The following is a 24,469-nucleotide window of genomic DNA, read 5'->3' on the forward strand; positions in this document are numbered from 1 at the left end:
GAAGCGCTACTCCAATACTTCACCTGTCGCAAACAGTACTTTACAAGCGCTGCAGAGCGAATCGCGGCAAAATGAGGTTAGATGGAACTGTTGTGTCCTGTTTGTTACTCACACAGTCAGCACAACCTTCCCCGTAGTCTCACGCCCCTCCAGCGCCCGATGAGCATCCGCAGCATCAGCCAGCGGGAACGTTGCACCCACCCGGAAGTTCAACCACCCGTGCTCAATCCCGTTGAACAACATCGCCGAGCGCTTTGCCAATTCTTCCGATGAGCGGACGAACCAAGCAAGCGATGGCCGGGAAAGGAAGATGCCGCCCGAAGAGTTCAACCGCTGAATGTCGAACGGCGGCACCTGTCCCGAGGCTCCACCGAAGAGCACCATCGAACCGAGTGGTTTAAGCGATGCGAGGGAGGCATCGAAGGTGTCCTTGCCGACTCCGTCGTAGGCGACCTCGACGCCCTCGCCCTCGGTGAGCTCCTTGACCTTGGCTGTGATGTCGACGTTCTCGCCGTAGAGGAACACCTCGTCCGCGCCGGCCTTGCGTGCCAGCTCAGCCTTCTCCTCGGTGCTCACGGTCGAGATGACGTTGCCGCCCAGGTGCTTGATGATCTGGGTGAGCAGGAGTCCGACGCCTCCGGCGCCGGCGTGGACGAGTGCAGTGTGGCCTGGCTTGATCTCGTGCGAGCTTGTGGCCAGGTACTGGGCGGTCAGACCCTGCAGCGGCATCGCCGCGGCGACCTCGGTGCTCACGCCCTCGGGTACGCGCAGCAGGTTATCGGTCTTGACGACCACCTGGGTGGCATACGACCCCGGGCCCTCGTGCCAGGCGACGCGGTCGCCGACGGACCAGCTCGCCACACCTTCGCCCACCTCGGCGATGTGACCGGTGCCCTCAGACCCGACGATGTGCGGGTAGCTCATGGGGTACGTGCCCGAACGACGGTACGTGTCGATGAAGTTCACACCCGCGGCCGCGACGTCAACGAGGACCTCACCAGGACCGGGCTGAGGAGTGTCGATCTCATTGAATTCGAGAACCTCGGGTCCACCTGCTCGCATCGCCTGAATAGCCTGGGTCATCACGCCTCCTGCATATAATTTAATGTGCTGGTATAGTTATACATATGAATGATCTTACGGTTGCCGTCTCCGGTGCCACCGGATACGCCGGGGGAGAGGTCCTCCGGCTGCTGAGCACTCACCCCCATCTCAGCGTCACCACGGTGTGCGGACATTCCTCCGTGGGCGAGACGCTCGACCGACATCAACCCCATCTTGCCCGATATTCCGATTTCGTGGTCAAGGAGTCCACCGCCGAGGTGCTCGCCGGCCACGATGTCGTCATCCTTGCTCTCCCGCACGGTCAGTCCGGAGCGATCGCCGCCGAACTCGAGCAGTCGAGCCCCGAGACGCTCATCGTCGACCTCGCCGCCGACCACCGCCTCATCAGCGAGGCCGCCTGGGAGAAGTTCTACGGCTCGACTCACCAGGGCACGTGGACCTACGGTCTGCCCGAACTGCTCACCGCCGACGGCACGAAACAGCGCGAGTCACTGAAGACCACGAAGCGCATCGCGGTTCCCGGGTGCAATGTCACCGCCGTGACCCTCGGACTTGCACCGCTCATCCAATCCGGACTCGCCGCACCGGCAGGACTGAACGCGGTCCTGGCCAACGGTGTCTCGGGCGCCGGCAAGGCACTCAAACCGCATCTGACCGCCGCCGAGGTCCTCGGCGATGCAAGCCCCTATGGCACCGGCGGCACACACCGGCATGTGCCCGAGATCGAGCAGAACCTCAACGGAGTTCTCGGCGCCGACGCCGCAGACGGCCCGACGCGGATCTCCTTTACCCCGACGCTCGTGCCCATGGCCCGAGGAATCCTCGCGACTATCACCGCCGAGCCGGGGGAGTCCGCCCCGAAAACCGCCGAGGGCCTCCTCGACGCAGCTGCACTCAAAGACCAACTGGCCCAGGCATTCGACCAGGCCTACGCCGACGAGCCCTTCGTGCGCGTCCTGCCCGAGGGCCAATGGCCACGTACCTCCTCGACGACCGGGTCGAACCTCGCGCACATCCAGTTCACCGTCGATGAACGGGCCGAGAAGATCCTCGTCGTCGTGGCCCTGGACAACCTGGTCCGCGGCACCGCCGGCCAGGCGCTGCAGTCGATCCACCTTGCCCTTGGTCTCGAGGAGACCACCGCACTTCCCCTTGAAGGAGTCGCACCATGAGCGTGACCGCACCACTTGGCTTCACAGCCGCCGGCCTGACCGCCGGTCTCAAACCCAGCGGGACCAAAGACCTCTCACTCGTCATCAACACCGGACCCGACACTGCTGTCGCCGCCGTCTACACCTCGAACCGTTGCAAGGCCAACCCCGTCCTGTGGTCCCAGAAGGTCTCCGCCAACGGTCAAGCCCGTGCCGTGGTGCTGAACTCCGGGGGAGCCAACTGCTACACCGGTGACTTCGGGTATGAGACGACGACCCTGACCGCTCAGACCACTGCCGATCTCCTCACCGAGGCCGGCACCGCCACAGCGGCCGAAGACATCCTCGTCTGCTCGACTGGACTCATCGGCGTCGGGGGACAGGACTTCCGCGACTCCATTATCGACAACCTCCCACCACTGGTGGCCGCCGCCGAAGACTCCGTGGCCGGCGGCGAGCACGCCGCCGAGGCGATCATGACCACCGACACCGTGGCCAAGACCGCCACCCGTGAAGGCAGCAGCGGGTACACGATCGGCGGCATGGCCAAAGGCGCGGGCATGCTCGCCCCAGGCCTGGCGACGATGCTCGTCGTCATCACCACCGACGCGAAACTCGACCAAGCGACTCTCGACCAGGCTCTGCGCGCCTCGACGAGCCAGTCCTTCGATCGCCTCGACACCGACGGATGCATGTCGACGAACGACACCGTCATCCTCATGTCCTCCGGCGCCCACGAAGCAACCGTGGACACGGACGAGTTCACGAGCCTGCTGCGCGAACTCTGCCTCGACCTCATGCACCAGCTCCACGTCGACGCCGAAGGCGCCCACCACGACATCGCCATCACCACACAGGGTGCCGCCAGCGAAGATGACGCCGTCATGGTCTCCCGGTCCGTGTCACGCTCGGCCCTGTTCAAGGCAGCGATCTTCGGCCAGGACCCGAACTGGGGACGCGTCGTCGCCCAGGTGGGAACCACCTCGGCGACCTTCGACCCCACCGCCATCGACGTAATCATCAACGGCACCGAGGTGTGCCGGGCCTCAGGACCCTATGAGGACCCGGAGAAGGTCACATTCGACCGCAACGTCGACGTCGTCATCGACCTCCACGCAGGAGATGCCACCGCCACGGTCTGGACCTCGGACCTCACCCACGATTACGTCGAAGAGAACAGCGCCTACTCCACATGAGCAACCCACACGACATGTCCACGAAGTCCACGGCCGCCCGGCTCGCCGCCGCCCAGGCCAAGGCCGAAGCCCTGACCGAGGCGCTGCCGTGGATCAAGACCTTCGCCGGTGCCACGATCGTCATCAAGTACGGCGGCAACGCGATGATCTCCCCGGAGCTGCAGCAGTCATTCGCCGATGACATCGCGTTCCTGCGCTTCGCGGGCATCCGACCTGTCGTCGTCCACGGCGGCGGACCCCAGATCACGAAGATGCTGGCTCGTTTGGGTATTGAAAGCGAGTTCAAGGCCGGACAAAGAGTCACGAGTGAAGAGGCCGCCGAGGTCATCCGCATGGTGCTCTCCGGGCAGGTCAACCGGGACATCGTCTCCCGCATCAACCAGAACGGCAATGCCGCGATCGGGCTCTCCGGTGAGGACGCGGACCTGCTGTTGGCGAACAAGACCCACGCCGAGGTAGACGGTGAACTCATCGACCTCGGCCGGGTGGGTGAGATCGCCGAAGTCAACACCACCGTGCTCACCGAGCTCCTCGACGCCGGGCGGGTGCCCGTCATCTGCTCGATCGCTTCGGAGATCGACGGTGAGGCCGGCAAGCCCCTGAACATCAACGCCGATCTCGCCGCCTCGGCGGTGGCGAAGGCGCTCAGGGCCGACAAACTGATCATGCTCACCGATGTTCCGGGCCTCTACGCCAACTGGCCCGACACCTCGAGCCTGATCTCACGCATAGGACCGAAGAAGCTGCGCGAACTGCTGCCCAGCCTCGACGCGGGAATGATCCCCAAGATGACCGCGGCCCTCGAGGCCATCGAGCACGGGGTCCAGCAGGCCCACATCATCGACGGCCGAATGGCACATTCACTCCTCCTCGAGGTCTTCACCTCCGAGGGCATCGGCACCATGGTCGAAGACACCGTCGTCGAACCCGCACCGCTGGGTGACGGACACAAGGGCGAGGGACACGAGACAAGCACTGAGGAGACGAACGATGAATGAGACAAACGCTGTGACAGACCAGGCCCAGACCTGGCGCGATGACTTCTCCCGCGTCCTCTCACCGGTCTTCGGCTCACCCCAGCTCGACCTCGTCCGCGGAGCGGGCGTGCACGCGTGGGACGCCTCGGGCAAGGAATACCTCGACCTTCTCGCCGGCATCGCCGTCAACGCACTCGGCCACTGCCACCCTGCATGGGTCAAGGCCATCACCGAGCAGGCGTCGACCCTGGGCCACATTTCGAACTTCTTCACCTCCCCGCCGCAGATCGCACTGGCTGAGAAACTCCACGAGATCCTCGACCTGCCCAGCGGTTCGGCCGTGTTCTTCTCCAACTCCGGTGCTGAAGCCAACGAGGCCGCCTTCAAGATGGCCCGCCGTGCTGGGGGTGGATCACGCCCGATCATCATCGCCATCGAAGGTGCATTCCACGGTCGCACCATGGGTGCGCTGGCACTGACGGCCAAGGCCGCCTATCGCGAACCCTTCGCACCCGGAGTGCCCGGCGTCGTCCATATTCCCTACGGGGACGTCGACGCGCTCGCCGCCGCCATCAACGACACCACTGCCGCCGTCTTCATCGAACCCATCCAGGGCGAGGTCGGAGTCCGCCAGCACCCGGCCGGCTATCTCACCAAGGTTCGTGAACTCACCCGGGAGGCCGGGGCCCTTCTCGTTCTCGACGAAGTCCAGTCCGGTGTGGCTCGGACCGGATCGTGGTTCGCCCACCAGGACCCGGAGATCGGCGAAGGCGTCGTCCCTGACATCATCACCTCGGCGAAGGGTCTGGGCGGAGGCATGCCGATCGGGGCCACCATCACCGTCGGCGATGCCAACACCAAACTCCTCGAGGCTGGACAGCACGGGACGACCTTCGGCGGCAACCCGATTGCCTGCGCGGCCGGACTCGCCGTGCTCGAGACCATCGAAACCGAGAACCTGCTCGCTCACACCCGCGACACAGGCGAATGGCTGACCGAACAGCTGCTGACCATCGAGGGCATCGAGAAGGTCACCGGCACCGGCCTCCTCCTGGGCCTCGAACTGGCCGAGGGACTGAACGAGAAGGCGATCGTCGCCCGCGCACTCGAGGCCGGGTTCATCATCAACCCCGTCGCACCCGGACGCCTGCGCCTGGCACCACCGCTGATCATCACGAAAGACGATCTCGCACCGTTCCTGACCGCCCTGCCCGGACTGCTGCACGGCTGAACACGTCCGCCGCCCACCTGGCGGCCACCTCGGCGAACGGGCCATCAACACTGGCAGCCCGGTTGCCCCACACAGACTGACAAAGGACACACCATGACACGGCATTTCCTCAAGGACACCGACCTCACCCCGACCGAACAGGCGCAAGTCCTCGACCTCGCGGTTGAGCTCAAGGCCGCCCCGTACTCGCGCACCCCGCTGGCCGGACCGCAGACCGTGGCAGTCATCTTCGACAAGACCTCAACGAGGACCCGCGTGTCCTTCGCCGCCGGAATCGCCGCCCTTGGCGGACAGCCGCTCATCATCAACCCCGGTGAGGCGCAGCTGGGACACAAGGAATCCATCGCCGACACCGCCCAGGTCATGTCGCGCATGGTCTCGGCCATCGTCTGGCGCACCTATGCCCAAGCTGGCCTCGAAGAGATGGCCCAGAACTCATCCGTCCCGGTCATCAACTCGCTGTCCGATGACTACCATCCCTGCCAGATCCTGGCCGACCTGCTCACGATCCGCGAACACCGCGGCGATGTCGCCGGGCAGACCATGACCTACTACGGTGATGGGGCCAACAACATGGCCAACTCCTACGTCCTCGGCGGAGTCAACGCCGGCATGCACGTGCGCATCGCCGCCCCCGCTGACTACCAACCGGCCGCCGAGATCATCGCCGAGGCCAACGAACTCGCCCAGACCACCGGCGGCTCCGTCATGGTCACCGATGACCCCGTGGCTGCCGCCCAGGGCGCCGATGTCCTTGTCACCGACACCTGGGTGTCCATGGGCCAGGATTCGGCCGGACGCGATGACGAAGCCTCACCCTTTGTGAAGTACCAGGTCTCCCAGGAGCTCATGAACCTGGGCAACGATCCGATCTTCCTCCACTGCCTGCCGGCCTACCGGGGCAAAGAGGTCACGGCCGAGGTCATCGATGGCCCCGCCTCGGCGGTCTTCGATGAAGCCGAGAACAGACTCCACGCACAGAAGGCACTCTTGACATTCCTGCTGGAGAAGCGATGAGCGAGAACACTGTGCCTCCGAGGAACGGCGCGTCACCGGCGAACTCCGCACCCCTGACGAAGACCGCGCGGCAGCAGAAGATCATCGATCTCATCACCCGCAAATCCGTGCATTCCCAGATCGACCTGGCCGAGAACCTGGCAACGATGGGCATCACCGTCACCCAGGCGACCCTCTCACGCGACCTCGCCGAGGTGGGGGCCGTGAAGATCCGGTCCACCGCCGGATCCGTCTACGCCGTCCCCGGTGAGGGCGGGGACCGCAGCCTGCAGCAATCGACCGGTGACAGCCTCGATGCGAAGCTGCCGAGGCTGCTTGAAGAACTCCTCGTCTCCGCGGCGGCACAGGACAATACAGTGGTCCTGCGTACCCCACCCGGAGCTGCCCAGTATTTGGCGTCGGCGATCGACCGCTCCTCGATGACCGGGATCTTTGGCACAATCGCAGGAGACGATACTGTTCTCGTCATCGCGATGTCCTCCGTCGGGGGACAGACACTGGCCGAGACATTCCTCGAATATGCGGCCGGAAACGCCGCCGAGAGCTGATACACCCGATACACGTATGACCGATACACACGGGCCTGGGACACATAGCCAGACCTGAGACACACGCAGACCCGGCCGACCGGGAACTGGAACACCGAACCGATGGATTCAAACCGGCAGCGTGGAAGCGCCGACGGTGGGGAAGGACCTTTTGTGAGCGAACGACTGAGCCTATGGGGCGGACGATTCTCGGACGGCCCGGCCGATGCACTGGCCGCGCTGAGCAAGTCGACGGACTTCGACTGGCGCCTGGCCCACTACGACATCGCCGGTTCGAAGGCCCACGCAAAGGTGCTGCACCGCTCGGGTCTGCTGGACGATGATGAGCTGCAGGGCATGACCGAAGCGCTTGACGAACTCGGCCGCCGCGTCGAAACCGGCGAATACGTTGCCGCAGAATCGGATGAAGACGTCCACTCCTCACTCGAGCGCGGACTCATCGAGATCGCCGGACCCGAGCTGGGCGGCAAACTGCGTGCCGGCCGGTCCCGCAACGACCAGATCGCGACCCTGGGACGCATGTACCTGCGCGACCACGCCCGTGAAGTTGCCGGGCTCGTCCTCGACGCCGTCGACGTCCTCATCGCCCAGGCTGAAGAGCACCCCGAAGCGCCGATGCCCGGTCGCACCCACCTGCAGCACGCACAGCCTGTGCTCCTGGCCCACCACCTCCTGGCCCACGCATGGCCGTTGCTGCGTGACGTCGCCCGGTTCGTCGACTTCGATGAGCGCGCCGGCATCTCCGCCTACGGTTCGGGCGCCCTGGCCGGATCATCCTTGGGCCTCGACCCACAGGCCGTGGCCGCAGATCTCGGCTTCAACGACTCGGCAGAGAACTCGATCGACGGCACCGCAGGTCGCGACGTCTTCGCCGAATACCTCTTCATCACGACCATGATCGGCATCAACCTCTCCCGTCTGAGCGAAGAGGTCATCGCCTGGGCGACCAAGGAATTCTCCTTCGTCACCCTCCACGATGCGTACTCGACAGGCTCGTCGATCATGCCGCAGAAGAAGAACCCCGACGTCGCCGAGCTGACCCGCGGTAAGTCCGGTCGCCTCATCGGTGACCTCACCGGGTTGCTCTCAACGCTCAAGGCACTACCCCTGGCCTACAACCGGGACCTGCAGGAAGACAAGGAGCCGGTCTTCGACGCCACCGACACCCTCGAACTTCTGCTCCCGGCCTTCACCGGCATGGTCGCCACGCTGAAGTTCAACACCGAACGCATGGCCTACCTGGCACCGCGCGGATTCGCCCTGGCCACGGACATCGCCGAATGGCTCGTGCGAAATGGTGTGCCGTTCCGCGTCGCCCACGAGGTCTCGGGGGAGTGCGTGCAGCTGGCCGAATCCCGCGACGTCGAACTGTGGGACCTCACGGACGAAGACTTCGCCGGAATCTCCGAGCACCTCACCCCCGATTTGCGCGAGGTGCTCACCACCCTCGGCTCGATCGACTCCCGCAACGCCAAGGGCGGCACCGCCCGGTCCGCCGTGGCCGAGCAGATCGACAGCGCTAGGGCTGAGGTAGCCCGCCTGCGTGAGTTCGCAGGTTCGCCGCGGAGCGTATGAGCGGGAAGGACTGTCGAATAGTGACAGGGTCGCAAACAGTCTGGATTGCGTACAACTTGTACAAGTTGTACGCTTGATACATGAAGTCCGTGACTCTATCCCAATTCCGCAATCAGCAGAGCGAATTCATCGCTGCCGCTCAACGCGAGCCTGTTGAGATCACCTCACGTGGAGCCGGGCGGCGTGCTGTCGTTGTATCTCCGGAATTCTATGATCGTGCTCTGCAGGCGTTGGAAGACCAAGTTGATATACGTGGAGCCGCCGAGGCGCGGGGCGATGAAGGGCGTGTCTCACACGAGGAGCTTGTGCGCGAACTCGGTTTCTGAGCCTGAGCGATGCCGTATTCGATCAACTACGTCCCATCGACGGCGAAGGCCCTGCGTAAACTTGACCGGCCAACGGCGCGGCGCTTGCTTAACGCGATCGGAAAGCTGGCTGAGGAGCCACGACCTGCGGGATGCATCAAGCTCGAAGATGGTGACGGTGAATTCCGCATTCGGGTTGGTGACTTCAGAATTGTCTACGACGTGTATGACGATGAGCTGATCGTCCTGGCGCTGCGAGTCGGGCACCGACGTGACGTGTATCGGTGATCCACTCTCGACCGAGGTGCGGCGTGAGCATCCGATATGCCGCTACTTCCCGCGCTCGTTTTGCTGCCGAGTCTTCAGACTCCTGCTTTGTGCGACAGGGCGTAGGTTCGTTTGTCTCGTTTCCACCGGGCGGCTCAGACGCGCGGGCTGCGAACGACTGAACCGATCGACCGGTAGTCGCCGATAGATTAGTAGCGTGACGAGGAATAAGGATGAGCCAGTTTATACGACGGTCGGCAAGCCCCAGACTCGCGCGGCTCGATGGCCTGCGCAATCGATCGATCCCAGAGGGAGGGTCGTGGCGGTCGGCGCCTGGTGCTCGAATCGCTTTGCTCATGAACCGCGGCCGGAACGCAACTATCTGTCGATCCAAATTGACGAGTTCGCGGAACTCTCGGATGGAACACGGTTTTCGCTCCGGTGGGATAGGGGCGTGACAGTGAGCTGGGACAACGAGAGTGCGAATGAGCCCGTGTCCGAGCAGGAGGTTCTCATCCACCTGGAAGCCGGCTTGCTGCCTGATGAGGGTGAAGTTGCTGATGAAGGACAAGCTCGGTCATGGCACGACTACGCGAGACTGCTCACCGAAATGGGGATTGCGGCGACGGCGGATGAGCTGAAGTCACTGCCATATTTCACTGAGTTCTCTCCGGAGCTGCAGTCAAGCCTGAGTCATTGACGGCTTCAGCGCAGTGATGGGGCCTCGGTAGCTTCCTGCCATAGGATGTTCCCGGCGCCTCATCAGGCTTGCCGACCTCGGGTCCAGCTCTGTGACCCATTAGAATTAGACGTGCGCCGATGCCGGATCGGCGCACACAACTAGGAATCGACGATTTCGGCTGCTCGCCAGGACCGTCGTTCTGACTCGAAAGGAATACTGTGACCGACATATTCAGCGATCTCAAGGCCCGCGGGCTCATTGCGGTTTCGACCGATGAGGCCGCACTGCAGAAGGCTCTGAACGAAGAATCGCTGACCTATTATGTCGGTTTCGATCCGACGGCGCCGAGCCTGCACATGGGCAACCTGGTCCAGCTCATCACGGCCGCTCGTCTGCAGCAGGCCGGACACAACCCACTCGCATTGGTCGGCGGTGCTACCGGACTCATCGGTGACCCGCGGATGTCGGGGGAGCGGACGCTCAACCCACGCGAAGTCGTCGAAGAATGGTTGGCGAAGATCCGCACTCAGGTCGAGAAGTTCCTCGATTTCGACGGCCCGCACGCGGCCCAGGTCGTCAACAATTACGATTGGACCTCCGAGCTCTCGGCCATTGACTTCCTCCGCGACGTCGGCAAGCACTTCCCGGTCAACCGGATGCTGGCAAAGGAGTCGGTCTCGGCACGTCTGAGCAACGAGAGCGGTCTGTCCTTCACCGAGTTCTCCTACCAGGTGCTGCAGGGCAACGACTACCTCGAGCTCTACCGCCGCTACGGCTGCACTCTGCAGACCGGCGGCTCGGATCAGTGGGGCAACCTCACCTCGGGCGTCGACCTCATCCGCCGCGTCGAATCACAGGCCGTCCACGCACTGGCGACTCCGCTGATCACGAAGGCCGACGGCACGAAGTTCGGCAAGACGGAATCCGGGACGGTATGGCTGGATTCCAGCCTGACCAGTCCTTACGCGTTCTGCCAGTTCTGGCTCAATGCCGATGACCGTGACGCCGTGAAATACCTCAAGGTCTTCTCACTCCGATCGCTCGAGGAGATCGATGCGATCGAGGCCGAGTTCACTGCGGCTCCGCACACACGACTGGCGCAGAAGACTCTTGCCGAGGACGTCACGACGCTCGTCCACGGCAAGGAGCACTACGACCAGGCGATCGCCGCCGCAGCAGCGCTCTTCGGCGGAGGAGAGCTGGTCAGCCTCGATGTCGGCACACTGGGGGCCGCGACCTCCGAGTTGCCTCGAGGCGATGTCAGCACCGCCCAGCTGTCGGAGGGACTGCCCGTTGCCGATGCGTTCGTGACCGCCGGCATCGTGAAATCCAAGGGCGAGGCTCGTCGTGCGATCAAAGACGGCGGCGCCTACGTCAACAACGTCAAGGTCTCCGGAGACGACCAGACCCTGACCCCCGCCGAGGTGCTTCCCACCGAGAACGGAGGAGTGATCCTTCTTCGTCGAGGAAAGAAGACCCTGGGAGCAGTTGACATCGTCAGCTGAGCTTCGTGAATTCCGACGACACCGTGTCCTTGATCAATTCGAGGGCGCGGTGTTGTTGTATCCAGGCGACGACCGAGGCATTGGCAACGACGGAGGCGGGAGATCTGCGTGCCATCGGTCGGTCAGTACAGGAAGACAAGCGAACAGCTTGTACGAGCGAATTACACGAGTTGCGCTTGTACAGCTGTACGGAACGAAGTCATGGTGCTGACAGTCATCATGATTCTGGCAAGCCTCATGGTGCTGACAGTTGCTATGGCGCAGACTGGAAGGAACGATCCGACGAAATGAGGTCACAAGAATGAGAACACTGCTCAACATCATCTGGTTCATCTTCAGTGGACTGTGGCTGGCGCTCGGCTATTACCTCGCCGGCATCATCTGCTGCATCCTCATCGTCACCATCCCGTGGGGAATCGCCTCATTCCGCATCGGCAACTATGCCCTCTGGCCCTTCGGCCGCGAAGTCATCGAGACGAGGCCGGCAGGCATCGCCACCACACTGGGCAACATCATCTGGGTCATCGTGGCGGGAATATGGCTGGCGATCGGACATGTCGTCACCTCGATCCCACTGTTCGTCTCGATCATCGGCATCCCACTGGGCTGGGCGAACATCAAACTCATCCCCGTCTCCCTCATGCCGCTGGGCAAGGAGATTGTCGACAGCGACTCGCTCATGCCCGGCTACCGCGGGGCCTAATGACTATCTGGGGTCGAGGCTCGAGGAATATTACTGTCCCGGGTCCAGGAGCAAGACCGTCCCTGGTCAGTGCCGCCGGGGCCATGGCCGCGAATTGCCTTGATCTTGGCGAGACTCCGCGGATCTCCGGGCCCAAGGACGCGCGTCTGGAGGCCCTCAAGCCGCCAAGTGACGGGTGTCACAGCACAGGAGTCGGTTTCGAGTTGCACCCGGTGGCTGGCCTGGTCTAGAGTTGTATCTCGTTGCCCCGCAGAAAACGAGTTCTTCGAGAACAGTTTTCACCGGGTGTGACCAGCACAAACACAGTTTGGTTTGGTTCACACGAAGGAACGTTGGGTAGCGAAAAAATGTGAAACTGACACCCCTGGTGAACGCACTGTGTTTTGGTGTGGTGACGGGTGAGTGTTTGTGGTTTGAGAATCCAATAGCGTGTTTGTTTGAACAGATAGTGATGCCAGAAACATTTATATTTTCTGGTAAGACAATCACATGTCCACACATTTGTGGCTGCCCTTCGCCGGGTGGTCATGTCAGCGTGTGGGCATGATTTTTTTGGGTCAACGACGATCACCCCGTGATCGTGTGTTGGCTGTCTTGCTGGGATTGATTCGTTACATAATTTTTTTATGGAGAGTTTGATCCTGGCTCAGGACGAACGCTGGCTGCGTGCTTAACACATGCAAGTCGAACGCTGAAGCTCTGGTGCTTGCACCGGGGTGGATGAGTGGCGAACGGGTGAGTAACACGTGAGTAACCTGCCCCTGACTTCGGGATAAGCCCGGGAAACTGGGTCTAATACCGGATATGACCGTTCCTCGCATGAGGGATGGTGGAAAGTTTTTTCGGTTGGGGATGGGCTCGCGGCCTATCAGCTAGATGGTGGGGTAATGGCCCACCATGGCGACGACGGGTAGCCGGCCTGAGAGGGCGACCGGCCACACTGGGACTGAGACACGGCCCAGACTCCTACGGGAGGCAGCAGTGGGGAATATTGCACAATGGGGGAAACCCTGATGCAGCGACGCAGCGTGCGGGATGACGGCCTTCGGGTTGTAAACCGCTTTCAGCAGGGAAGAAGCCCCTCGGGGTGACGGTACCTGCAGAAGAAGTACCGGCTAACTACGTGCCAGCAGCCGCGGTAATACGTAGGGTACGAGCGTTGTCCGGAATTATTGGGCGTAAAGAGCTCGTAGGTGGTTGGTCACGTCTGCTGTGGAAACGCAACGCTTAACGTTGCGCGTGCAGTGGGTACGGGCTGACTAGAGTGCAGTAGGGGAGTCTGGAATTCCTGGTGTAGCGGTGAAATGCGCAGATATCAGGAGGAACACCGGTGGCGAAGGCGGGACTCTGGGCTGTAACTGACACTGAGGAGCGAAAGCATGGGGAGCGAACAGGATTAGATACCCTGGTAGTCCATGCCGTAAACGTTGGGCACTAGGTGTGGGGGACATTCCACGTTCTCCGCGCCGTAGCTAACGCATTAAGTGCCCCGCCTGGGGAGTACGGTCGCAAGGCTAAAACTCAAAGGAATTGACGGGGGCCCGCACAAGCGGCGGAGCATGCGGATTAATTCGATGCAACGCGAAGAACCTTACCAAGGCTTGACATACACCAGACCGGGCTGGAAACAGTCCTTCCCCTTTGGGGTTGGTGTACAGGTGGTGCATGGTTGTCGTCAGCTCGTGTCGTGAGATGTTGGGTTAAGTCCCGCAACGAGCGCAACCCTCGTTCTATGTTGCCAGCACGTGATGGTGGGAACTCATAGGAGACTGCCGGGGTCAACTCGGAGGAAGGTGGGGATGACGTCAAATCATCATGCCCTTTATGTCTTGGGCTTCACGCATGCTACAATGGCTGGTACAGAGAGATGCGAGACCGTGAGGTTTTAGCGAATCCCTTAAAGCCAGTCTCAGTTCGGATCGTAGTCTGCAATTCGACTACGTGAAGTCGGAGTCGCTAGTAATCGCAGATCAGCAACGCTGCGGTGAATACGTTCCCGGGCCTTGTACACACCGCCCGTCAAGTCACGAAAGTCGGTAACACCCGAAGCCGGTGGCCCAACCCCCTTGTGGGGAGGGGGCCGTCTAAGGTGGGACTGGCAATTGGGACTAAGTCGTAACAAGGTAGCCGTACCGGAAGGTGCGGCTGGATCACCTCCTTTCTAAGGAGCACACATTAAGATCCTCATCGCAGTACCCGTACGTGGTACTGGGTGAGAGCTCAAGGGTGGAACATCATCTATCTGGCTCGTTGACACAGCGTCGCTTCGGGGTATGTGCCTCGTGTGACGGTGAGCGTGGGCGAATAGGAACTGACACGTTATTGGGTCCTGGAATCACAAACCAGCCAGCAATGGTTGTGTGTGTGGTTTCATCCAACGGACCGACCTAGTCCGCGAGTCCTGCGCAGCGCGCAGGGTTTGCGGGGTGGTGTTTGGTAGTGGTTTGAGAATCGTATAGTGGACGCGAGCATCAACAACACAACTTTGTTGTGTTGTTATGTAATGTGATTTTTCTTGTGAAATCTTTAGTGTGAAATTTTCGCACACACGCATGATGACCATGAATGTGGTTGTGGTGAGTGTGTAAGAGCGCATGGTGGATGCCTTGGCATCAGGAGCCGATGAAGGACGTGGAAATCTGCGATAAGCCTCGGGGAGCCGATAAACGGGCTGTGATCCGAGGGTGTCCGAATGGGGAAACCCCGCCGCATGAGAGTGTGGTGACCCGCATCTGAATATATAGGGTGTGTGGGGGGAACGCGGGGAAGTGAAACATCTCAGTACCCGTAGGAAGAGAAAATAAAACATGATTCCGGGAGTAGTGGCGAGCGAAACCGGATGAGCCTAAACCGTGTCAGTGTCAAGCGTGCTGGTGTTGCTGAGACGGTGTTGTGGGGTATGCGTGATTTGGTCCAGCATGGCCAAGACGTTGAGTGTGTTGCGTGTAGTCGAAGCTGGTGGGAAACAGTACCGGAGTGGGTGAGAGTCCCGTAGACGAAACATGTGGCCCCGGCGTTGTGCATATGCCCGAGTAGCACGGTACTCGTGGAATGTCGTGTGAATCTGCCAGGACCACCTGGTAAGGCTAAATACTTCCTGATGACCGATAGCGGATAGTACCGTGAGGGAATGGTGAAAAGTACCCCGGGAGGGGAGTGAAAGAGTACCTGAAACCATGTGCTTACAATCCGTCAGAGCCTCCTTGTTGGGGTGATGGCGTGCCTTTTGAAGAATGAGCCTGCGAGTTAGCGGTGCGTGGCGAGGTTAACCCGTGTGGGGTAGCCGTAGCGAAAGCGAGTCCGAATAGGGCGTATGAGTCGCGTGTCCTAGACCCGAAGCGGAGTGATCTAGCCATGGGCAGGGTGAAGCGTGTGTAAGAGCGCGTGGAGGCCCGCACCCACTTCAGTTGAAAATGGAGGGGATGACCTGTGGTTAGGGGTGAAAGGCCAATCAAACTCTGTGATAGCTGGTTCTCCCCGAAATGCATTTAGGTGCAGCGTTACGTGGTTCTTGCCGGAGGTAGAGCTACTGGATGGCTGATGGGCCCCAACGGGTTACTGACGTCAACTAAACTCCGAATGCCGGTAAGGTTCAGCGTGGCAGTGAGACAGTGGGGGATAAGCTTCATTGTCGAGAGGGAAACAGCCCAGACCATCAACTAAGGCCCCTAAGCGTGTGCTAAGTGGGAAAGGATGTTCAGTTGCGAAGACAACCAGGAGGTTGGCTTAGAAGCAGCCATCCTTGAAAGAGTGCGTAATAGCTCACTGGTCAAGTGATTGAGCGCCGATAATGTAGCGGGGCTAAGTACACCGCCGAAGTTGTGGCAGCATCCCGTATAGCCGTAATGGTGGGGTGTTGGGTAGGGGAGCGTCGTGCTGGCAGTGAAGTCGCCGTGTGAACGAGTGGTGGAGCCGGTACGAGTGAGAATGCAGGCATGAGTAGCGAAAGACGGGTGAGAATCCCGTCCACCGGATGACCAAGGGTTCCAGGGCTAGGCTAATCCGCCCTGGGTAAGTCGGGACCTAAGGCGAGGCCGACAGGCGTAGTCGATGGACAACCAGTTGATATTCTGGTACCGACGCACAACCGACAATACTAAAACATATGATACTAACCACGAGAGATGCCCTTCTGGTCTTCGGACTGGGTGTTGGTGTTGATTGTGGGACCTGAGTGTGGAGTCGGTAAGCGCGAGGTGTGACGCAGGAAGGTAGCCAGGCCACGCGATGGTAGTCGTGGTCTAAGGTCGTAGCACGTGGGGGTAGGTAAATCCGTCCCCGCATATGGTGTGAGAGCTGATGGGCGCCCCACTTTGGTGGGGTGATCTGGTGATCCTATGCTGCCGAGAAAAGCATCGGCGTGAGGGTGTGTGTTGCCCGTACCCTATAACCGACACAGGTGGTCAGGTAGAGAATACTAAGGTGATCGAGAGAATCGTGGTTAAGGAACTCGGCAAAATGCCCCCGTAACTTCGGGAGAAGGGGGACCATCCCGGTGAACCAGACTTGCTCTGGGATGTGCTGGTGGTGGTCGCAGAGGCCAGAGAGAAGCGACTGTTTATTAAAAACACAGGTCCGTGCGAAGATGTAAGTCGATGTATACGGACTGACGCCTGCCCGGTGCTGGAAGGTTAAGAGGACTCGTTAACCCCTTTGGGGTGAAGCGGAGAATTTAAGCCCCAGTAAACGGCGGTGGTAACTATAACCATCCTAAGGTAGCGAAATTCCTTGTCGGGTAAGTTCCGACCTGCACGAATGGCGTAACGACTTCTCTGCTGTCTCAACCACGAACTCGGCGAAATTGCATTACGAGTAAAGATGCTCGTTACGCGCAGCAGGACGGAAAGACCCCGAGACCTTCACTATAGTTTGGTATTGGGATTCGGTGTGGTTTGTGTAGGATAGGTGGGAGACTGTGAGGCTACGACGCTAGTTGTGGTGGAGTCGTTGGTGAAATACCACTCTGACTATACTGGATTTCTTAACTTCGGACCCTGATCGGGTTCAGGGACAGTGCCTGATGGGTAGTTTAACTGGGGCGGTTGCCTCCTAAAGAGTAACGGAGGCGCCCAAAGGTTCCCTCAGCCTGGTTGGCAATCAGGTGTCGAGTGTAAGTGCACAAGGGAGCTTGACTGTGAGACGGACGTGTCGAGCAGGAGCGAAAGCTGGGACTAGTGACCCGGCCATGGCTTGTGGAAGCGTGGTCGCTCAACGGATAAAAGGTACCTCGGGGATAACAGGCTGATCTTGCCCAAGAGTCCATATCGACGGCATGGTTTGGCACCTCGATGTCGGCTCGTCGCATCCTGGGGCTGTAGTCGGTCCCAAGGGTTGGGCTGTTCGCCCATTAAAGCGGTACGCGAGCTGGGTTTAGAACGTCGTGAGACAGTTCGGTCCCTATCCGCTGCGTGCGTAGGAAATTTGTGGAGGCCTGTCCTTAGTACGAGAGGACCGGGACGGACGAACCTCTGGTGTGCCAGTTGTACCGCCAGGTGCATGGCTGGTTGGCTACGTTCGGGAAGGATAACCGCTGAAAGCATCTAAGCGGGAAGCCTGCTTCGAGATGAGATTTCCAACCCCGTTTTGGGGGTGAGGTGTCCTATAGATTATGGGGTTGATAGGCCGGGTATGGAAGCACTGTGAGGTGTGGAGTTGACTGGTACTAATACGCCGATCACTCATCCAACACTTTTTGGTGGTTGGTGTGTGCGGGTAACACTGTAGGTTTTACGAGACGTTTTTTACGGGTCACATTATGTGTGGTGTTCGCGTTCGCTGTGCGGTTCTTGGACTGCTACCTGCCCTTTGAGATTGATGAAGTCTTGGGGTGGTGGTGGTTTGTTGGTTTTGCGGTGGTGATAGTGGTGGGGAAACGCCCGGTTAACCGTTCCGATCCCGGTAGCTAAGCCCATTCGCGCTGATGGTACTGCAACTTGGTGGTTGTGGGAGAGTAGGTGACTGCCGCAATATTCTTTGGTGGTGGTGTGGAGTTCGTTCCTTGAGGGAACGTTCTTCGCACCACCACTTTTTTGCATTCAGACCCCTGACCGGGCCGCGCTGGAGTATGCACCAGTGCAGATATCGAGCCCTGCGAGGCTCTCATTTCGTCTTGCTCGACGTCGTTGTTGGTGGGGATCACGCGTCCCCTGTCGGAGGAGTACACGCCGAGAACTCGAGACTGAGATGCAGGTGTTACAAGCGAGTTCGCACGCAAACCACTGCTGGTTCGGTAGTGTGGGTGCGAACATAACATAGGAAGGTATCGCTCATGCTCAATCGACTGCACGACGCGCTCAGACTCCGCACCAACCCGGCGATCTTCTTTTCGTCGGCCGCAGTGATCATTCTGTTCGTGCTCGGCACGATCTTCTTCACCGATGCGCTCAACACCGGTGTGTCGGCGGCATCCGATTGGCTGCTGACGAATCTCGGTTGGTTCTACATCCTCGGCGTCACCGTGTTCCTCGTGTTCCTCATCTACATTGCGGCCTCGCGATATGGTCGCGCCAAGCTCGGCCCGGACGACGAGCAACCCGAGCACTCCAATGGTGCCTGGTTCGCCATGCTGTTCGCTGCCGGCATCGGTTCGATTCTCATGTTCTGGGGTGTGGCCGAGCCGGTCAGCCACTTCGGTGATCCGCCGCGGGGTTCTTTGGGCATCGAGCCGGGAACGGTCGAGGCCGCCACTGATGCCATGAACTTCACCTATTACCACTTCACCCTGCACACCTGGACGATCTTCACGCTCCCCGCGCTGTGCTTCGCCTACTTCATCCACAAGCGGAACCTGCCACCACGTGTCAGTTCGATCTTCCAGCCGATCCTCGGTGAGAAGATCCACGGCCCCATCGGCAAACTCATCGATGTCGTTGCCATCATCGGCACCGTGTTCGGAATCGCCGTCTCGATCGGCCTCGGAACGCTGCAGATCAACGGCGGTCTTGCACAGGTCATCGGCATACCCGAGAACGCACTCTGGCAGCTGATCATCATCGGCGTGGTGTGCGGCCTCGCGACGATCTCAGTGTCCATGGGGTTGGACAAAGGCATTAAGGTGCTCTCCAACATCAACATCGTCGTTGCCGTGCTGCTGCTGATCTTCATCGTCGTTCTCGGACCCACGTTGTTCATGGCCCGCGGCATCTTCGAGTCGTTGGGCACCTACATACAGTCGCTGCCGGAACTGGCTCTGTGGAATGACACCTTCGCCGACACCGGTTGGCAGAACACGTGGACCGTCTTCTACTGGGCCTGGACCATCACCTGGTCACCTTTCGTCGGCATCTTCATCGCCCGGATCTCCCGTGGCCGGACCATTCGACAGTTCGTCATCGGCGTGCTTGCGATTCCATCGGCATTCTCCGTCATCTGGTTCGGAGTCTTCGGGTACGCGTCGTTCGACATCGAATTCAACCAGGGCGGTGGACTCGTTGACCGTGTCGTCGGTGAAGGCGACATCCCGGGTGCGCTCTTCGCCTTCCTGGAACACTATCCACTGTCCAGCGTGGTCTCGGTCGTCGCCATCATCCTCGTGATCATCTTCTTCGTCACCTCGGTGGACTCGGCGGCATTGGTCGTCGACACCATGAACAATGGTCACGAAGACTTCAACCCGCTGGGTCAGCGCATCTTCTGGGCATTGGCCGTGGCTGTCGTGACCGCAGCTCTTCTGGTCTTCTCCGGTTCGGGTGGTCTCGAAGCGCTGCAGTCAACGATCATCCTCGTCGGACTTCCGTTCTTCATCATCGCCTACTTCCAGATCTACGCCTTGATGCGTGCACTTCGAGAGGACGCAGGAGAGTTGCCACGCGTGCGAATGCGCAAATGGAAGAAGGTTCTCCCGCCTGAGGAGGTCGAACGTCGTGCCGACGATGATGACGTCTTCGCTCATGAGTACGACGATGAGATCGAGGTTGTCTCCGCACCGGAGCCGGTTGAACCTGCTCCTGAGTTCCGTGACCCCTACGCTGAACCGCGCACCAAAGGGAAGAGCAAACGTCACGCGACCCTGGCTTCCCGCACCGGCAGCGCCAGCAGCGAATCACAGAAGCGCTCGTCCTCCGAGTGACCTCGTCGTTCCACGCGAAGGGACTGTTCACACGCACAGAGTGTGTGAACAGTCCCTTGGCCGTTGACAGGTGCATGATTGCGCCCAGGCCGTTTGTTCCCACGGCGGTCGCGTGTCAGCGGCCAGCAGACAGCCTGTAGGCAGACTACGACAGGAAAGGGAGGGCCCCGCTGAGTCGCGGAGCCCTCCCCAATTCTGTTCTGGTCCTTGTTCCGGTGGGCTGATCAGTGCGTATTGAACAGCCGACCGGAGGCAGGAGTCAGGACCCTGTCTTGATCATCTGTGCACACTTCTCGCCCATCATCATCACCGTGATGTTCGGGTTGACCGTCGTGATCTCCGGCATGGCAGAGGCATCGACGACGCGCAGACGGTTGACGCCCTTGACCCGCAGCTGGGGGTCCAGAGGCGAGGACTGATCATCGGCGGCACCCATGCGTGTCGTGCCCACAGGATGGTAGACGGTGTTGTGGGTGCGGGTGATGTAGTCGGCGATCTGCTCATCGGTCTGGACATCCTTGCCGGGGAACAGCTCTTCGCCGGCCCACTCGGACATGGCATCCTGGGACACGATGGCACGAGCCTTGCGGATGCCGGCGATCATGACACGCATATCGTGGCCCTCAGGATCGGTGAAGTATCGCGGATCGACGTGGGGCTTGTCCCGGAAGTCACGCGAGCGCAGACGCACGGTGCCGCGTGAGCGGGCATGTGTGACGTTCGGCGTCAGACAGAACGTGTTCTCCGACGTCGGGTAGCCCTGACGCAGAGTATGCATGTCGAACGGCACAGAACCGTAGTGCATCATCAGATCGGGACGGTCCAGGCCCTCCTCGGTGGGAGTGAAGATGCCGGCCTCCCACCACTGGGTGGAGTCGTCGACCATCGGCTTCTTGGCATCCCAGGCGATGACACCTTCGGGGTGGTCTTGCAGGTGTTCACCGACACCCGGCGAATCGACGCGAACACCGACACCCACCTCGGCGAGGTGATCCTTCGGGCCGATGCCCGAAAGCATCAGCAGCTGAGGGGTGTTGATCGCTCCCGAGGAGACGATGACTTCCCTCTTGGCCTCAATCCGCTTGGTGTGGCCGAAGGCGTTGTTGACGATGTGGACTCCGGTGCAGTTCTCCTCGTCATCGAACTCGAGGACCTTGGCCTGAGTATCGGTGAGGATCGTGAGATTCTCACGGTCGAGGATCGGGTGCAGGTAGGACACCGAGGAGGACGAACGGGTGCCGTCGGCCCTGCGATTGACCTGGAAGAAGTTGGCACCGTTGATGACGGTTTCGCCTTCGTTGAACTGAACGCGGGGGATGCCCTCCTGCTCACAGGCATCGAGCAGGGCAACACCGCAGGGGTCGTTCGGTGGCACATTCATCAGGTGCACGGGTCCGTCATGGCCGTGGTGGTCACCGGGAAGCTCGTTCGTCTCAAGCTTCTTGTAGAGACCGAAGGTGTCCTTCGACCCCCACCCTGCGGCGCCGAACTTCGTCTCCCAGTCGTCGAGATCCTCCCGCGGTGCCCAGAAGGCGATGCACGAGTTGTGGGAGGAGCAGCCGCCGAGGACCTTCGCCCGGGCATGCCTCATGAACGAATTGCCATGCTCCTGGTCCTCGATGGGGTAGTCCCAGTCGAAACCGGATTCGAGCAGTTCCATCCACCGGTTGAGCGTCAGGACGACGTCTTCGCCGACATCGGTGGGGCCCGCCTCGAGCAGTCCGACGCTGACCTCGGGATCCTCGCTGAGGCGGGCGGCCACGGCAGCGCCGGCCGAGCCTCCGCCCACGACGACATAGTCAAAGCTATGAGTAGTTTCCACGTTCCGACTCTCCTTATTTGCTGTGATCGGGGAACCAACCGGTGACGGCCGGCTCGAGGTTCTGATAGATGTGCTTGGCTTCCTGGTACTCGGCCAGACCGGTCGGTCCCAGCTCGCGTCCGGAGCCCGACTGCTTGTATCCGCCCCATTCCGCCTGCGGCAGGTAGGGGTGGAAGTCGTTGATCCAGATCGTTCCGTGGCGCAGGCGCTGGGCGACCAGCTGGGTCTTGCCGGCATCCTGGCTCCAGACTGCGCCGGCCAGACCGTAGTAGGTGTCATTGGCGATCTCGACGGCCTCGTCGACCGTGGAGAAGGTCTCGACGGTGACGACGGGGCCGAACGCCTCATCGCTGACAACGGACATTCCCCGCTCGACCTGGTCGAGGATGGTGGGCAGGTAGTAGTAGCCCTGCTCCAGTTCCCCCTCGCCCCATGTACCGCCGCAGCGCACACGGGCACCTTCGGCGACGCCCTTCTCAACATAGGCGGTGACCTTGTCGCGGTGGGCTGAGGAGATGAGCGGGCCCGATTCGGCATTGTCATCGAATGGTCCGCCGAGGCGGATCTGCTGAGCACGCTCGACGAGGCGGTCGACGAACTTCTCCGCGATCGATTCTTCGACGATGAGTCGGGCACCGGCGGAGCAGACCTGACCGGAGTGGACGAATGCGGCATTGAGCGCATTGTCGACCGCTGCCTCGAAGTCCGCATCGGCGAAGACGACGTTCGGGTTCTTGCCACCGAGCTCGAGGGCGATCTTCTTCACCGTCGCTGCTGCGTTCTTCGCCAGCAGACGACCGGTGATCAGGCCACCGGTGAAGGAGACCATGTCGATGTCCTCATGTGTCGACAGCGGTGCCCCAGCATCGGCCCCGGCGCCGAGGATCAGGTTGCCGACTCCTGCCGGCAGTCCCAGCTCTTCGAGCACCTGCAGAGTCAGGATCGCCGTGTGCGGGGTGAGCTCGGCAGGTTTGAGGATGAACGTGTTGCCGGCAGCCAGGCATGGAGCGATCTTCCACGCGGCCTGCAGCAGTGGGTAGTTCCACGGTGTGATCAGAGCACAGACGCCGACCGGTTCGTGGACGATGCGGCTGGCGACCGTGTCTGTGCCCGCGTCGACGACGCGACCGGCATCGTTGGCGGCAAGCTTGCCGAAGTAGTCGAAGCAGTTGGCGATGTCGTCCATGTCGATCTCGGACTCGACGTAGCGCTTGCCGGTGTCGAGTGACTCGGCGCGAGCGAACTCGGCCTTGCGCTCCCGCAGGACAGACGCGAACTTGAGGAGGAGGTCGCCTCGCTCGCTGGCAGGAACGCTGGACCAGACGCCCGAGTCATAGGTGCGACGGGCGGCAGCGATAGCGAGCTCGGTGTCGGCAGGGCTCGCTTCATCCACTTCGGCGACGAAGCTGCCGTCGGCGGGATTGTGGATCTCTCTGATCCCGCCGTTCTGGGCCGAGACCCACTGTCCATCGATGAAAAGCGTGTTGGGCACGATGTCTCCTATTCCTTGATGGTGAAAGTCGCTGAGATTGAGTCTGGGGTTGTCGCGTCCACCACCGTGGGCAGGGGAGTCGCAGCTGTGAGCATGCTTCCTCTTTCCGCTGGTGGCGACGCTTGTGACAGCCACGATATGCGAACAAGGGCATCCGATGCTCAATCGAATGAACCGGATCACAGAATGATCGCGTGACAGCACGCGTATGCGGCATGACGGCATGCGCATGCCGGTGTTCGGTGACAATGAGCACAATCGTCCGGACGCTGATAGCAGACATAGACAAGGAGGCACTCCCGCGTCGATGTCTCAGGCGCAACTCGGTGTTTGCGTCGATGTTCGAAAAAGAGGCAATTGCAGACGTAGTTACCGCTGCTGCTAATGTCGCAGGTGTGGACGTCCTGGAGGATTTGACCACCATTATCGAATATTCCACACCAAGCTTCATGAATCCCCTACTGACCACGATGAGGTGACCTTTCGTCTCCGCAGTTCATTGCGACGGGACGGTTCGCCATGATTCTAACAGAGCGTTTCCAGGTGCCCGGCGGACTATTGTCGAGTCCTAATAGGGGAGCGTGCCGGCTAATCCTGCACCGTCTGCTCGGCCGGCCCTTCGGTATGGCTGAAGCCCGCAGATTGCGCGACCTCGACCTGGCCGGCGACTTCGAAAGAGGCCTTACCGCAACCGCCGCACCTGTCCGATGGCTATGAATACGTGTTCCCACACACAGGACTCACTCGATTCGAGTGGACTAGAATGGTTTGGAATCATTGAAAAGACTTTATAGGGAGAATCGTGGCCCCAGGGGATTCGCGAGACAGCCAGCAGAACCGCCGCTCTGACGGCGGGCGCCGCTCA

Annotated in this window: 18 protein-coding genes and 3 rRNA genes; 17 read left to right on the forward strand and 4 right to left on the reverse strand. The window is 60.7% G+C overall.

Going from position 1 to position 24,469, the window contains the following annotated elements; translation table 11 throughout:
• Nucleotides 1–108: 108 nt before the first annotated feature.
• On the reverse strand, nt 109–1,083 hold the full coding sequence (locus tag BLT92_RS17025) for a quinone oxidoreductase family protein (RefSeq protein ID WP_092107503.1): 975 nt from the start codon (nt 1,081–1,083) through the stop codon (nt 109–111).
• A gap of 44 nt (nt 1,084–1,127) precedes the next feature.
• Between BLT92_RS17025 and argC the strand changes: the two genes are divergently transcribed.
• The 11 genes from argC to tyrS all read left to right on the forward strand — a co-directional run bounded on the left by argC (nt 1,128) and on the right by tyrS (nt 11,519).
• On the forward strand, nt 1,128–2,237 hold the full coding sequence (gene argC / locus BLT92_RS17030) for an N-acetyl-gamma-glutamyl-phosphate reductase (protein WP_092107505.1): 1,110 nt from the start codon (nt 1,128–1,130) through the stop codon (nt 2,235–2,237).
• On the forward strand, nt 2,234–3,412 hold the full coding sequence (gene argJ, locus BLT92_RS17035) for a bifunctional glutamate N-acetyltransferase/amino-acid acetyltransferase ArgJ (RefSeq protein ID WP_092107507.1): 1,179 nt from the start codon (nt 2,234–2,236) through the stop codon (nt 3,410–3,412). Before argC ends, argJ begins: the two co-directional genes overlap by 4 nt.
• The gene (gene argB, locus BLT92_RS17040; RefSeq protein ID WP_092107509.1) at nt 3,409–4,410 is read left to right on the forward strand and encodes an acetylglutamate kinase; all 1,002 of its coding nucleotides are present in this window, start codon (nt 3,409–3,411) and stop codon (nt 4,408–4,410) included. The genes argJ and argB overlap by 4 nt, the downstream gene beginning before the upstream one ends.
• Nucleotides 4,403–5,620, forward strand: coding sequence for an acetylornithine transaminase (locus tag BLT92_RS17045; RefSeq protein ID WP_092107511.1), 1,218 nt, complete (start codon nt 4,403–4,405; stop codon nt 5,618–5,620). Before argB ends, BLT92_RS17045 begins: the two co-directional genes overlap by 8 nt.
• A 93-nt stretch (nt 5,621–5,713) precedes the next feature.
• Complete coding sequence (gene argF / locus BLT92_RS17050; RefSeq protein ID WP_092107513.1) at nt 5,714–6,637, forward strand: ornithine carbamoyltransferase; 924 nt, start codon at nt 5,714–5,716, stop codon at nt 6,635–6,637.
• Complete coding sequence (locus BLT92_RS17055) at nt 6,634–7,185, forward strand: arginine repressor (protein ID WP_092107515.1); 552 nt, start codon at nt 6,634–6,636, stop codon at nt 7,183–7,185. The genes argF and BLT92_RS17055 overlap by 4 nt, the downstream gene beginning before the upstream one ends.
• A gap of 102 nt (nt 7,186–7,287) precedes the next feature.
• The gene (gene argH, locus BLT92_RS17060) at nt 7,288–8,760 is read left to right on the forward strand and encodes an argininosuccinate lyase (RefSeq protein ID WP_092107517.1); all 1,473 of its coding nucleotides are present in this window, start codon (nt 7,288–7,290) and stop codon (nt 8,758–8,760) included.
• Between the two features lie 80 nt (nt 8,761–8,840).
• Nucleotides 8,841–9,086, forward strand: coding sequence for a type II toxin-antitoxin system Phd/YefM family antitoxin (locus BLT92_RS17065; protein WP_092107519.1), 246 nt, complete (start codon nt 8,841–8,843; stop codon nt 9,084–9,086).
• Between the two features lie 9 nt (nt 9,087–9,095).
• Nucleotides 9,096–9,353, forward strand: a complete 258-nt coding sequence (locus BLT92_RS17070; RefSeq protein ID WP_092107521.1) for a type II toxin-antitoxin system RelE family toxin — start codon at nt 9,096–9,098, stop codon at nt 9,351–9,353.
• 298 nt (nt 9,354–9,651) lie between these two features.
• Nucleotides 9,652–10,032: a hypothetical protein gene (locus BLT92_RS20530; RefSeq protein WP_157691485.1), complete on the forward strand. Its 381-nt coding sequence runs from the start codon at nt 9,652–9,654 to the stop codon at nt 10,030–10,032.
• 200 nt (nt 10,033–10,232) lie between these two features.
• Nucleotides 10,233–11,519: a tyrosine--tRNA ligase gene (gene tyrS / locus BLT92_RS17080; protein ID WP_092107525.1), complete on the forward strand. Its 1,287-nt coding sequence runs from the start codon at nt 10,233–10,235 to the stop codon at nt 11,517–11,519.
• Here tyrS and BLT92_RS21070 read toward each other — a convergent pair.
• Nucleotides 11,512–11,634: a hypothetical protein gene (locus BLT92_RS21070; RefSeq protein ID WP_269457373.1), complete on the reverse strand. Its 123-nt coding sequence runs from the start codon at nt 11,632–11,634 to the stop codon at nt 11,512–11,514. The two genes, tyrS and BLT92_RS21070, sit on opposite strands and share 8 nt — an antisense overlap.
• 186 nt (nt 11,635–11,820) lie before the next feature.
• On the opposite strand from BLT92_RS21070, the gene BLT92_RS17085 reads away from it, so the two are divergent.
• The 5 genes from BLT92_RS17085 to BLT92_RS17105 all read left to right on the forward strand — a co-directional run bounded on the left by BLT92_RS17085 (nt 11,821) and on the right by BLT92_RS17105 (nt 20,290).
• Nucleotides 11,821–12,222: a YccF domain-containing protein gene (locus BLT92_RS17085; RefSeq protein WP_009885325.1), complete on the forward strand. Its 402-nt coding sequence runs from the start codon at nt 11,821–11,823 to the stop codon at nt 12,220–12,222.
• 623 nt (nt 12,223–12,845) lie between these two features.
• Nucleotides 12,846–14,383 (forward strand): 16S ribosomal RNA (locus BLT92_RS17090).
• Nucleotides 14,384–14,796: 413 nt separating this feature from the next.
• Nucleotides 14,797–17,908, forward strand: a 23S ribosomal RNA gene (locus tag BLT92_RS17095).
• A 162-nt stretch (nt 17,909–18,070) separates the two neighbouring features.
• Nucleotides 18,071–18,189 (forward strand): 5S ribosomal RNA (gene rrf / locus BLT92_RS17100).
• Together the 16S, 23S and 5S rRNA genes form the textbook arrangement of a ribosomal RNA operon.
• 301 nt (nt 18,190–18,490) lie before the next feature.
• Nucleotides 18,491–20,290 (forward strand): BCCT family transporter, encoded by a 1,800-nt coding sequence (locus BLT92_RS17105; RefSeq protein WP_092107527.1) that lies wholly within the window; start codon nt 18,491–18,493, stop codon nt 20,288–20,290.
• A 259-nt stretch (nt 20,291–20,549) separates the two neighbouring features.
• On the opposite strand, the gene BLT92_RS17110 is transcribed toward BLT92_RS17105, so the two are convergent.
• The gene (locus tag BLT92_RS17110; RefSeq protein ID WP_092107529.1) at nt 20,550–22,112 is read right to left on the reverse strand and encodes a GMC family oxidoreductase; all 1,563 of its coding nucleotides are present in this window, start codon (nt 22,110–22,112) and stop codon (nt 20,550–20,552) included.
• 13 nt (nt 22,113–22,125) lie between these two features.
• The gene (locus BLT92_RS17115; protein ID WP_092107531.1) at nt 22,126–23,604 is read right to left on the reverse strand and encodes an aldehyde dehydrogenase family protein; all 1,479 of its coding nucleotides are present in this window, start codon (nt 23,602–23,604) and stop codon (nt 22,126–22,128) included.
• A 248-nt stretch (nt 23,605–23,852) separates the two neighbouring features.
• On the opposite strand from BLT92_RS17115, the gene BLT92_RS17120 reads away from it, so the two are divergent.
• Nucleotides 23,853–24,083, forward strand: coding sequence for a hypothetical protein (locus BLT92_RS17120; protein WP_092107533.1), 231 nt, complete (start codon nt 23,853–23,855; stop codon nt 24,081–24,083).
• Nucleotides 24,084–24,469 lie beyond the last annotated feature (386 nt).

The organism is Brevibacterium picturae, from assembly GCF_900105045.1.
GTDB classification, from domain to species: domain Bacteria; phylum Actinomycetota; class Actinomycetes; order Actinomycetales; family Brevibacteriaceae; genus Brevibacterium; species Brevibacterium picturae.